The following is a 12045-nucleotide window of genomic DNA, read 5'->3' on the forward strand; positions in this document are numbered from 1 at the left end:
ATTCGAGTCTGCCGGTGCTGTCCTGCACCGGTACTGTCCGTTCAACGAGGTTTCTTTTCATGTCATTCAAGCCAGCCAGCGCTGCCCTGATCACTCTCTTCGCCGCATCCTTGCTCGCCGGTTGCCAGGAAGAGGCCGCAGCACCCGCAGCCCAGCAAGCACCGCAGGTTGGCTTTGTGACGCTGAAGGCCGAGCCTTTTGCGCTCACCACTGAACTGCCGGGGCGTGCCCAGCCCTTCCGCATCGCCGAGGTGCGCCCGCAGGTCGATGGCATCATCCAGAAGCGCCTGTTCACCGAAGGCAGTGACGTCAAGGCCGGGCAGCAGCTGTACCAGATCGATGATTCGGTCTACCAGGCCGTCTACAAGAGCGCCCAGGCCAGCCTGGCCTCGACCAAATCCCTCTCTGACCGTTATGCCCTGCTGGTCAAGGAGCAGGCGGTGAGCAAGCAGGCCTATGACGAGGCGCGTGCGGCCAACCTGCAGGCCGAGGCGGATCTGGAGCGTGCGCGGATCAATGTGCGTTACACCAAGGTGCTGGCGCCCATTTCCGGGCGGATCGGTCGTTCAAGCGTGACCGAGGGCGCGCTGGTCGGCAGCGGCCAGGCACAGGAAATGGCGATCATCCAGCAGCTGGACCCGATCTATGTCGATGTCACCCAGCCGGCCCGTGACCTGCTCAACCTGCGTCGCGACCTGGCCGAGGGGCGCCTGCAAAAAGCCGGTGAGAACGCGGCGAAGGCGACTCTGACCCTGGAAGACGGCACTGCCTACGCGCATGAGGGCAAGCTTGAATTCTCCGAGGTGTCGGTGGATGCCGGAACCGGCTCGGTGGTGCTGCGCGCGGTATTTCCCAATCCGGACAAGGTGCTGATGCCTGGCATGTTCGTACATGCCCAGTTGGTCGCCGGGGTGAAGAGTGAAGCCATTCTGGCGCCCCAGCAGGGCATCACCCGGACCCCGACCGGCCAGGCGACCGCGCTGGTGGTCAATGCCGATAACAAGGTCGAGGCGCGTCAGGTCACGACGGCGCGTACCGTTGGCAATCGCTGGCTGGTGACCGAAGGTCTCAATGCCGGTGATCGTCTGATCACCGAGGGGTTGCAATTCATCGCTCCGGGCGTCGAGGTCAACCCCGTTCCGGCCAGCAATGTCGCCGCCGCCCAGCCACAAGCCGAGTAAGGCTGAGCCAAGGATAATCCCCCATGTCCAGATTCTTTATCGACCGGCCCATTTTCGCCTGGGTAATTGCCCTGGTGATCATGCTCGCCGGCGGCCTGTCCATTCTCGGCCTGCCCGTCAATCAATACCCCAGTATCGCGCCGCCCGCAGTCGGCATTCAGGTCAGCTATCCCGGCGCGTCCGCACAGACGGTGCAGGACACCGTGGTGCAGGTCATCGAACAACAACTGAACGGCATCGACGGCTTTCGCTATATGTCCTCGGAGAGCAACTCCGACGGCAGCATGACGATCACCGTAACCTTCAACCAGGGCATCGACCCGGATATCGCCCAGGTGCAGGTGCAGAACAAGCTGCAGCTGGCCACGCCATTGCTGCCCCAGGAAGTCCAGCAGCAGGGCATCCGGGTCACCAAGTCGGTGCGCAACTTCCTCATGGTGCTCGGCGTGATCTCGACCGATGGCAGCATGACGCGTGGCGACCTGTCGGACTACATCGTTTCCAACATCCAGGACCCCATTTCCCGTACCGCGGGTGTGGGTGACTTCCAGGTGTTCGGTTCGCAATACGCCATGCGCATCTGGCTCGATCCGGCCAAGCTGAACAATTTCGCCCTGACGCCCGTGGATGTCGGCGATGCCATCCGTGCGCAGAACGTGCAGATTTCGGCGGGACAGTTCGGCGGCTTGCCTGCGGTGCCGGGCCAACAGCTCAGTGCCACCATCATTGGCAAGACGCGGCTGCAAACGCCCGAGCAGTTCCGTGACATCCTGCTCAAGGTCAACAGTGATGGTTCACAGGTGCGCCTGGGCGATGTCGCCAGGGTCGCGCTGGCCGAGCAGAACTCGGCCATCAGCGCCCTGTACAACGGCATGCCGGCATCGGCCATCGGTATCAAGCTGGCAACCGGTGCGAATGCGTTGAACACGGCCAAGGCCGTACGCGCCACCATTGCCGAGCTGGAGCCCTTCTTTCCGCCAGGTATGGAGGTGGTCTATCCCTACGACACCTCGCCCGTGGTATCGGCCTCGATTACCGGTGTGGTCCACACCCTGTTCGAGGCCATCGTCCTGGTTTTCCTGGTGATGTATCTGTTCCTGCAGAACTTCCGCGCCACGCTGATTCCGACGCTGGCGGTGCCAGTGGTGCTGCTGGGTACTTTCGGTGTGCTCGCGGCATTCGGCTTCAGCATCAATACCCTGACGATGTTCGCGATGGTGCTGGCCATCGGACTGCTGGTGGATGATGCCATCGTGGTTGTGGAGAACGTCGAGCGGGTCATGGCCGAGGAAGGGCTGTCGCCGCTGGAGGCGACACGCAAATCCATGGGGCAGATTCAGGGCGCACTGGTCGGTATCGGCCTGGTGCTGTCGGCGGTGTTCGTGCCCATGGCGTTCTTTGGTGGCTCCACGGGGGTCATCTATCGGCAGTTCGCGATCACCATCGCCTCGGCGATGACGCTGTCGGTGCTGGTGGCGCTGATCTTCACTCCGGCGCTGTGCGCAACGATGCTCAAGCCGATTCCCAAGGGACAGCACCACCAGAAAGGCGGCTTTTTCGGCTGGTTCAACCGCACTTTCGAGCGAGGTGTCGGGCGCTATGAAAATGGCGTGCGCAGCGTGCTCAAGCGCAAGATTCCCTATCTTCTGCTGTATGTGATCATCGTTGCCGCCATGGGGCTGCTGTTCACCAAACTGCCCACTTCGTTCTTGCCCGAAGAGGACCAGGGCGTACTGTTTGCCCAGGTTCAGACGCCAGCCGGCTCGACGGCGGAGCGCACTCAGCGGACCATCGATGCCGTGCGCGAGTATCTGCTCAAGGAAGAGGGTGACGTGGTCAACTCGGTGTTCACCATTACCGGCTTCAACTTCGCCGGTCGTGGACAGAACTCCGCGATGGCCTTTATCGGGCTCAAGCCCTGGGGTGAGCGTACCGCCGAAGGTCAGGACGTCGCTTCGCTGGCACTGCGCGCACAGGAGCGTTTCGGCACCTTCCGTGATGCCATGGTGTTCGCTTTTGCGCCGCCTGCGGTCATGGAGTTGGGTACCGCAACCGGCTTCAACTTCTTCCTGCAGGACCGTGCCGGTGTCGGTCACGATGCGCTGATGGCGGCACGCAATCAGTTCCTCGGCCTTGCCGGGCAGCATCCGATGCTCGCTGGCGTACGTCCCAACGGCCTGAATGACGAGCCGCAGTACAAATTGCTGATCGATGACGAGAAGGCACGGGTGCTCGGGCTTTCACACAGTGCGATCAACAATGCGCTGTCGATTGGCTGGGGTTCGAGCTACATCAATGACTTCATCGATCGTGGCCGCGTCAAGCGCGTGTATATGCAGGGCGAGGCCAGTGCGCGGATGAATCCGGAAGACCTCAACAAGTGGTTCGTGCGTAACGATCAGGGCGAAATGGTGCCGTTCAGCGCCTTTGCCAGCGGCGAGTGGATCTACGGCCCGCCCAAGCTGTCGCGCTACAACGGCGTATCGGCGATGGAAATCATGGGCCAGGCCGCACCGGGTTACAGTTCCGGCGATGCGATGGCGGTCGTGGAAGAGCTTGCCCAGCAACTGCCGGAAGGCGTGGGGATTTCCTGGACGGGTCTGTCCTACGAGGAACGGCTTTCCGGTGATCAGGCGCCGGCGCTCTATGCCCTGTCGCTGCTGGTGGTGTTCCTCTGTCTGGCAGCGCTTTATGAAAGCTGGTCGATCCCCTTCGCGGTGATGCTGGTGGTGCCGCTCGGGGTTATCGGTGCATTGCTGGCGACCATGGGGCGTGGCCTGTCCAATGACGTGTTCTTCCAGGTCGGCCTGCTGACTACCATCGGTCTGACCGCGAAGAACGCCATTCTTATCGTCGAGTTCGCCAAGGATCTGCACGAACAGGGGTTGAGCCGCTTCGATGCCGCCGTACAGGCGTGCCGCATGCGCCTGCGTCCGATCATCATGACCTCGCTGGCCTTTACCCTTGGCGTGGTTCCGCTGGCACTGGCCAGTGGCGCCGGCGCCGGCAGTTCCCATGCCATCGGTACCGGTGTCATTGGCGGGATGGTTACGGCAACCGTGCTGGTGATTTTCTGGGTGCCGCTGTTCTACCTGCTGGTGTCTTCACTGGAGCGCAACAAGGCCGCTCCTGACGAGCAGAAAGGAGACGCGCAATGAACAAGTCCGTATTGACTCTGGCGCTGGCGGCAGCCCTCGGCGGTTGCTCGCTGATTCCGGACTATCAGCGCCCGGATACTCCCGCAGCTGCCAGCTGGCCCGAAGGCGAAGCTTATGCACAGGGCTTCGCGAGTCAGGGGCAGGCGCAGGATCTGGACTGGCAGCGATTCTTTCGCGACCCTCAGTTGCGCCAGCTGATTGGTGTCGCACTGGAAAACAACCGCGATCTGCGCGTTGCTGCGCTCAACGTCGAGGCCTATCGCGCGCTGTACCGTATCCAGCGTGCCGATCTGTTGCCGGCGATCAGTGCCGACGGCTCCGGCAGTCGTACCCGTACGCCCGGCGATCTCAACCAGACCGGCCAAAGCAATATCGGTAGTCAGTACAGTGCGACGCTCGGTGTGGCCTGGGAACTGGACCTGTTCGGCCGTCTGGGCAGCCTTCGCGAGCAGGCGCTGGAAGAGTATTTCGCCACCGAGGCGGCGCAACGCAGCGCGCGCATCAGCCTGATTGCCAGCGTCGCCAACGCCTGGTTGACCCTGCAGGCCGACCAGGCGCTGCTCCAGGTCAGCCGCGATACACTCAAGACTTTCGAGGAAAGCCTGGCGCTGACTCAGCGCAGTTTCGATGTGGGTGTCGCCTCGGCGCTTGAGCTGAGTCAGGCTCGCAGCTCGGTGGATAGCGCCCGCGTGCGCATCGAGCAGTACACGCGCCTGGTGGCTCAGGACCGTAACGCCCTGAGCCGACTGCTGGGGCAGAATGTCGAGCCCGAGCTGTCACCTGACGGCGCGCTGGAGCGCGATCAGCTGGCGGATCTGCCGGTCGGTTTGCCTTCCGATCTGCTCTATCGACGCCCCGACATCATTCGTGCCGAGCACCAGCTGCGTGCGGCCAATGCCAATATCGGTGCGGCCAGGGCGGCGTTCTTCCCACGCATCAGCCTGACGGGCGCTGTGGGCAGTGCCAGCAGCGAGCTGTCCGGCCTGTTCGACAGTGGCTCCGATTACTGGACCTTCTCGCCAAGGATCAGCGTGCCGATCTTCAATGCCGGACAGCTGCGGGCGAACCTGGACTACGCCGAGATCAGCCGCAACATCCAGGTGGCGCAATACGAGTCGGCCATCCAGACCGCTTTCCGCGAAGTCTCCGATGGCCTGGCTGCGCAGGCGACCTATGCAAGGCAGGTGCAGGCACAACGCGATCTGCTGGAAACCAGCGAAGACTACTTCCGCCTGGCGGAATGGCGTTATCGGACCGGCGTGGACAGCTATCTGACCCTGCTCGATGCCCAGCGCCAGCTGTTCAGCGTGCGGCAGCAGTTCATCGGCGATCGTTTGGCGCAAATGGTCAGTGAGGTGGATCTGTTCAAGGCGCTGGGTGGTGGCTGGGATCCCGAAGCCGAGTCGGTGGCCGGTAGCGAAGGCTGAGACTTAGCTGGTTGCTGTTCTGGAAATGAAAACGCCACCCTAGGGTGGCGTTTTCATTGGCGTTCCGACTCAGCGATTGCGAGTCAGCAATGCCGGCTTCTCACCGCGTGGGCGCGTAGGTAGCTGATCGAGCTGATCGAGGCTGGGTAAACGATCGATCTTCGACTCCTTGTGAATGATCAGTGGCTGTTTGTCCTTTGGCTTCGCCATGGCTTCCTGGCGGGAGCCACCATCACCATCGATCCGGCGGCCTTCATTCTTGCGCCTTGGCTGGCCTCCACGAGCGGCCTGGCCCTGGCGCTTGCCTTTGCCCTGATTGGCGCCGCCTGACGAGGCGCCTGCACCGCGAGGGCCTGCCGCTGCGCGTGGCTGCGCGTTGCCGGGCTGAGCCGGAGCGCCGGGGCGACGACCACGGCCCTGCTTGCCCTGATAGGGGCTGACGTAATCGACGCTGTTGCCGAAGTTGTCCAGTTCGTCGTCGAGAAAGACTTCCGGATCACGATCACTGGGCAGGCGCGGCGGACGGCTGATCGGTGTGGCGGCACCCTGTGCGGACGAACCCTGAGCCGAGGCTTTCGGCTTGTTGCGACTGCGGCGCTTGCGCTCGCGTTCTTTCGGTTCGCTACTCGATTCCGGGGCCTTGGCGGCGCGCGGCTTGCGCTCGCTGTTGCGCGCCGGGCGCGGTTGGCGGGGTTCGCGGACTTCGGGTTTCTCCGCTTCGACAGTGCTGGCGTCGAAGCCCATCAGGTCGCCATCCGGAATTCTCTGCCGGGTCATGCGCTCGATGCCCTTGAGCAGTTTCTCCTCGTCGGGGGCGACCAGCGAGATCGCCTCGCCGCTGCGTCCGGCACGGCCGGTACGACCGATACGGTGCACGTAATCCTCTTCGACGTTGGGCAGCTCGAAGTTGACCACGTGGGGCAACTGGTCGATGTCCAGGCCGCGTGCGGCGATATCGGTGGCGACCAGAATGCGTACCTGGTTGGCCTTGAAGTCGGCCAGTGCCTTGGTGCGGGCGTTCTGGCTCTTGTTGCCATGAATGGCGGCAGCCGGCAGGCCGTGCTTGTCGAGGTACTCGGCCAGGCGGTTGGCGCCATGCTTGGTGCGGGTGAAGACCAGCACCTGCTCCCAGGCGCCCTGGGTGATCAGGTGCGCCAGCAGGGCGCGCTTGTGCGAAGCCTGCAGGCGGAACACGCGCTGCTCGATGCGCTCGACCGTGGTGTTCGGCGGCGTCACTTCGATGCGCTCCGGCTCATGCAGCAGCTTGCTGGCCAGATCGGTGATGTCTTTCGAGAAGGTGGCCGAGAACAGCAGGTTCTGGCGCTTGGCCGGCAGCTTGGCCAGGACCTTCTTGACGTCGTGGATGAAGCCCATGTCGAGCATGCGGTCGGCTTCATCGAGAACGAGGATTTCCACGTGGGAAAGATCGATGGCCTTCTGGTTGGCCAGGTCGAGCAGTCGACCGGGGCAGGCGACCAGCACGTCGACGCCCTTGGCCAGCGCCTGCACCTGCGGGTTCATGCCGACGCCGCCGAAGATCACCGCGCTCTTGAACGGCAGGTCGCGAGCGTAGAGTTTGAAGCTGTCATGCACCTGGGCGGCGAGTTCGCGCGTCGGTGTCAGTACCAGTACCCGCGGCTGGCGCGGGCCGTGGCGCTGTTCGCGGTCGGGGTGGCCGCCGGGGAACAGAATTTCCAGTACGGGGAGGGCGAAACCACCGGTTTTACCGGTTCCCGTCTGTGCGGCGACCATCAGGTCGCGGCCCTGCAACACGGCGGGAATGGCCCGCTGTTGCACGGGGGTAGGCTGGGTGTAACCGGCGGCCTCGACGGCACCGGCCAAAGCCTCGGAGAGACCGAGGGAAGCAAAGGACATGAGTAATCCTGTCTTGTATAGGGCGAGGCCCTGGGATGGTCATGCCTGGCTTGAATCGCGACTGGCGTGCGATCCCGTCCGGTCCTGCCGCATTGGGATATGCTGGCATCCGGGCGTAAGCCTGGCGGAAGTGCGGAGTATAACAGAGCTTGTCGACGCCGCATTGGTGGGACAGTGTGTCAGTTCGCAGGTTCATTGACCAGCCCCTGTTTTTGCAAGGAGCTGGAGCAGGACACTGTGAATCAACGGGTCAGCTTGAGGTTTTCCCGGATCGCCAGACTCGGCTCGGCCTGGTTCAGGGTGTAGAAGTGCAGGCCCGGCGCGCCGCCGGCAAGCAGCTTCTCGCACATCTCGCTGATGACCTGAGTGCCGAAGGCCTGGATGCTGGCCATGTCGTCACCATAGGCTTCCAGCTGCTTGCGCACCCAGCGCGGAATTTCCGCGCCGCAGGAATCGGAAAAGCGTGCCAGCTTGCTGTAATTGGTGATCGGCATGATGCCCGGCACGATCGGTGTTTCCACACCCAGCTTGCGCACCCGCTCGACGAAGTAGAAGTAGCAATCGGCGTTGAAGAAGTACTGGGTGATGGCGCTGTCGGCACCGGCTTGAGCCTTGCGCACGAAGTTGCGCAGATCATCCTCGAAATTGCGCGCCTGCGGATGCATCTCCGGGTAGGCAGCGATTTCGATATGGAAGTGATCGCCCGTCTCGGCGCGGATGAACTCGACCAGCTCGTTGGCGTAGCGCAGCTCGCCGCTGGCCATGCCCATGCCGGACGGCAGATCGCCGCGCAGCGCGACGATGCGGCGGATGCCGGCGTCCTTGTAGGTGTTCAGCAACTCGCGCAGTTCGGTTTTGCTGTCGCCGACGCAGGACAGGTGCGGTGCTGTGGGCACCTTGATCTCGCCGTCGAGCTGCAGCACGGTATTGAGGGTGCGGTCACGGGTCGAACCGCCCGCGCCGTAGGTGCAGGAGAAGAAGTCCGGCTTGTATTCGGCCAGCCGCCGCGCGGTGGCCAGCAGTTTTTCATGCCCGGCTTCGGTCTTGGTGGGGAAGAACTCGAAGCTGATTGAAGGGCGGGATTGGGGTGTGCTCATGACGAATCCAGGGTTGTCGGGCAGGTGCTGCCCGAGACGTCCTTTTATCGATGAAGGCTGAGGCTGGAGGCTGGACGAAAAAGAAGCGCGGTGTTGCCTCTCGTCCAGCTTTCCAGCCTCCAGCCTCCAGCGGCTCTTAGTAGCGGTAGCTATCCGGCTTGAATGGTCCTTCGACCGCCACGCCAATGTAGTCGGCCTGGGTCGGGGTCAGTTGGGTGATGACGCCACCGAAGCCCTTGACCATCTCCAGCGCCACTTCCTCATCGAGTTTCTTCGGCAACACTTCCACGGTCAGGCGTGCGGCCTTCTGCTCTGCGCTCATGCCGGCGAACTTCTGCTCGAAGAGGAAGATCTGCGCCAGCACCTGGTTGGCGAAGGAGCCGTCCATGATGCGGCTCGGGTGGCCGGTGGCGTTGCCCAGGTTCACCAGGCGTCCTTCGGCCAGCAGGATCAGGTAGTCGTCGTTGGCCGGGTCGAAGGTGCCTGCGCCGGTACGGTGGATCTTGTGCACCTGCGGCTTGACCTCTTCCCATGCCCAGTTCTTGCGCATGAAGGCCGTATCGATTTCATTATCGAAGTGACCGATGTTGCAGACCACGGCGCGCTTCTTCAGCGCCTTGAGCATGCCCGCGTCGCAGACGTTGGCGTTGCCGGTGGTGGTGACGATCAGGTCGATCCGGCCCAGCAGCACGGCGTCGATGCAGGCGTCGGTGCCGTCATTGATGCCGTTGTTGTAGGGGGAGACCAGTTCGAAGCCGTCCATGCAGGCCTGCATGGCGCAGATCGGGTCGATTTCCGAGACCTTGACGATCATGCCTTCCTGACGCAGCGACTGCGCCGAGCCCTTGCCCACGTCGCCGTAGCCGATCACCAGCGCCTGCTTGCCCGACAGCAGGTGGTCGGTGCCGCGCTTGATGGCGTCGTTGAGGCTGTGGCGGCAGCCGTACTTGTTGTCGTTCTTGCTCTTGGTCACCGCGTCGTTGACGTTGATCGCCGGGACTTTCAGGCTGCCGGCCTTGAGCATGTCGAGCAGGCGGTGCACGCCGGTGGTGGTTTCCTCGGTGATGCCGTGAACCCGGTCCAGCACCTGCGGGAATTTCTCATGCAGGATCTGCGTGAGGTCGCCGCCGTCGTCCAGCACCATGTTGGCGTCCCACGGCTGGCCGTCCTTGAGGATGGTCTGCTCGATGCACCACTCGTATTCTTCCTCGGTCTCACCCTTCCAGGCGAATACCGGGATGCCGACGGCGGCGATGGCGGCAGCGGCCTGATCCTGGGTGGAGAAGATGTTGCACGAGGACCAGCGTACTTCTGCCCCCAGCGCGACGAGGGTCTCGATCAGCACGGCGGTCTGGATGGTCATGTGGATGCAGCCGAGGATCTTCGCGCCCTTGAGCGGTTGTGCGGCGGCGTACTTGCGGCGCAGGCCCATCAGCGCGGGCATTTCCGATTCGGCGATGATGATCTCGCGGCGGCCCCAGGCGGCCAGGGAAATGTCGGCGACCTTGTAATCGTTGAAACCGGCAGGCGTCATGACAGCACTCATTGAAGAGTCTCCATTCGTTTTGTGCGAATGGGCGCCGTTGATGCGTATGGTTAACGCCCCATCCGAGCCTGACAGGTGAAGCCTGATCTGGATCTGCCGCGGCGCGACAGGTCAGCCGCGAGGTTAAGATCCAAAACAGGCTTTCGCCCTGCTGCAGCGCCCCTCGGACGGGTGGCGGGCACGACCGAACAGCGTCGGCGGTGTGAAGCGCGGCGATTATAACTGCGCCACCGGCTGCGGCCAATCCCGCACGGGTGGTTCCGTGGTCGAACTTGACTATCGTAAAGACGGTCAACCGCACAGGTTCGGTGAACCCCGCCGGGCGCCTTCCCAGGAGTTTCCAGAATGACTCTGCTGCGATCCATCCTGCTTGCCATTGCCGCCGTATTGAGCCTGCCGGCGGCTGCCAATTCCTGTTATGTGAGCGCCGAAACCTCCGGCGCGATACCGCCGCCCGTGGTCACCGAAATGTGTTTTGAATACCAGGGCATGGATGCTGACGCCATCGACTGGGTATGCCAGGACAACGAGGCGATCGAGAGCTCTCGCCGCGAGATACGTGACAGCTGCCCTTCCGGTCACTTCGGTATCTGCACGGCGGCCATCACCCCGGAAACCCTCGCCAACGAACGCGCCACCGGCAGCCAGGCCACGGATACGCCGATGCCGACGACGGTGCCGAAAGATGCGCGCATCCTGACCTATCACTACGAAGCGAGCGACCGCGCCCAGGCCCGGATCGATTGCGAAAGCGCTGGGGGCGAGTGGTCGCAGTAGGCCCTCCAGAATGCGCCCGCAAACGCTTCAAGGTTGGTGAATCGAGCGCCAGCAGGGATAATTGCCGGCTTTCGTATTGCCGGGTGGTCGAACCATGAAACTGATGTCGTTGATTCTGCCGCTGGTCGCATTGCTGGCGTTGGCCGGTTGTGACCGCATCGATCCCGATTCTCCCTTGGGTAAGCGCAAGGCGATCTATCAGGCGATGCTCGATACCAAGGAAGACCTGGGCGGCATGCTGCGGGGGCGTCTGGCGTTCGACGCGCAGGCCTTCGTTGCCGGCGCGGCCCGGCTCGACGAGCTGTCGCGTCAGCCCTGGCAGCACTATCCCGAGGCCAGGGAAGCGCAAAGCGATGCGCGTGACGAGGTCTGGCAGCGCCAGGAGCGCTTCAACGAAATGGCCCGCGAGCTGGAAAGCCATACCGCCGCGCTGGTTGCCGTGACCACTGCCGCAGAGCCAACGCCCGAGGGCGTGGCGCCGACGCTGCAACGGGTCGAGGATGCCTGCGAAGCCTGCCACAAGGAATTCCGCGCCTACTGATCCGGCACCATCAGGGCCGCAGGGTTTCGAGCTTTTCGCGCGTCCTGGCCAGCTGGTTGCGGCGCAGTTCGATCAGCTGGGCATCGCCGGTGCCCAGTGCCTCGCGCAGCAGCGTCTCGCGGCGTTCGACCTGGCGCATGGTCTGCTGGCGCTCCACCTGGGGCGTGCGCAAGGAGGTCAATCCGCTGCACTCTTCGGCCAGGCCCTGCAGTTCGGCGCCGAGCCGGTTCTGCAGTGGCCTGTCGCCTTGCAGCCGCGCCTGCTGCAATTGTTCGCGCAATGACTGGCGCTGCTCGTGACAGGTCGTGTCGGGTTCGATGGCCATTGCCGGCAACGGGCCGATGGCAGCACAAGCGAGTATCAGGGCAGTCGGCCAATGTCTGAATGACATGCCTCGCCTCCATAATTGTTCTCTGATTTCTATCGACCGCACTCTTGGCTGA

The 12045-nt window shown here is 63.2% G+C and carries 9 protein-coding genes and 1 riboswitch; of the genes, 5 read left to right on the plus strand and 4 right to left on the minus strand.

What is annotated here, in order from left to right:
* Window positions 1–59: 59 nt before the first annotated feature.
* Genes G7020_RS08350 through G7020_RS08360 form a run of 3 tightly spaced genes read left to right on the plus strand, consistent with a single transcriptional unit; the run spans window position 60 to window position 5766 of the window.
* Window positions 60–1181: an efflux RND transporter periplasmic adaptor subunit gene (locus G7020_RS08350; protein WP_181083642.1), complete on the plus strand. Its 1122-nt coding sequence runs from the start codon at window positions 60–62 to the stop codon at window positions 1179–1181.
* Window positions 1182–1204: 23 nt separating this feature from the next.
* Complete coding sequence (locus G7020_RS08355; RefSeq protein WP_181083644.1) at window positions 1205–4339, plus strand: efflux RND transporter permease subunit; 3135 nt, start codon at window positions 1205–1207, stop codon at window positions 4337–4339.
* The gene (locus G7020_RS08360) at window positions 4336–5766 is read left to right on the plus strand and encodes an AdeC/AdeK/OprM family multidrug efflux complex outer membrane factor (RefSeq protein ID WP_181083646.1); all 1431 of its coding nucleotides are present in this window, start codon (window positions 4336–4338) and stop codon (window positions 5764–5766) included. The genes G7020_RS08355 and G7020_RS08360 overlap by 4 nt, the downstream gene beginning before the upstream one ends.
* 69 nt (window positions 5767–5835) lie before the next feature.
* Here G7020_RS08360 and G7020_RS08365 read toward each other — a convergent pair whose 3' ends face one another.
* The 3 genes from G7020_RS08365 to ahcY form a co-directional block, all read right to left on the minus strand.
* Entirely contained in the window at window positions 5836–7641 is a 1806-nt protein-coding gene (locus G7020_RS08365) for a DEAD/DEAH box helicase (protein ID WP_181083648.1), read from the minus strand.
* Window positions 7642–7883: 242 nt separating this feature from the next.
* Window positions 7884–8738, minus strand: coding sequence for a methylenetetrahydrofolate reductase [NAD(P)H] (metF, locus tag G7020_RS08370; protein ID WP_181083650.1), 855 nt, complete (start codon window positions 8736–8738; stop codon window positions 7884–7886).
* Between the two features lie 136 nt (window positions 8739–8874).
* Window positions 8875–10284, minus strand: a complete 1410-nt coding sequence (gene ahcY / locus G7020_RS08375) for an adenosylhomocysteinase (protein ID WP_181083652.1) — start codon at window positions 10282–10284, stop codon at window positions 8875–8877.
* 22 nt (window positions 10285–10306) lie between these two features.
* A riboswitch (S-adenosyl-L-homocysteine riboswitch) is annotated at window positions 10307–10455 on the minus strand.
* Between the two features lie 174 nt (window positions 10456–10629).
* Here ahcY and G7020_RS08380 point away from each other — a divergent pair.
* Window positions 10630–11061 (plus strand): hypothetical protein, encoded by a 432-nt coding sequence (locus tag G7020_RS08380; RefSeq protein ID WP_181083654.1) that lies wholly within the window; start codon window positions 10630–10632, stop codon window positions 11059–11061.
* Between the two features lie 94 nt (window positions 11062–11155).
* Window positions 11156–11602 carry a c-type cytochrome gene (locus G7020_RS08385; RefSeq protein WP_181083656.1) on the plus strand — a complete coding sequence of 149 codons (447 nt, stop codon included), beginning with the start codon at window positions 11156–11158 and terminating at the stop codon, window positions 11600–11602.
* 10 nt (window positions 11603–11612) lie between these two features.
* Here G7020_RS08385 and G7020_RS08390 read toward each other — a convergent pair whose 3' ends face one another.
* Window positions 11613–11993, minus strand: coding sequence for a DUF1090 domain-containing protein (locus G7020_RS08390; protein ID WP_181083658.1), 381 nt, complete (start codon window positions 11991–11993; stop codon window positions 11613–11615).
* Window positions 11994–12045: the final 52 nt, after the last annotated feature.

The organism is Stutzerimonas stutzeri, assembly GCF_013522825.1.
GTDB classification, from domain to species: domain Bacteria; phylum Pseudomonadota; class Gammaproteobacteria; order Pseudomonadales; family Pseudomonadaceae; genus Stutzerimonas; species Stutzerimonas stutzeri_AK.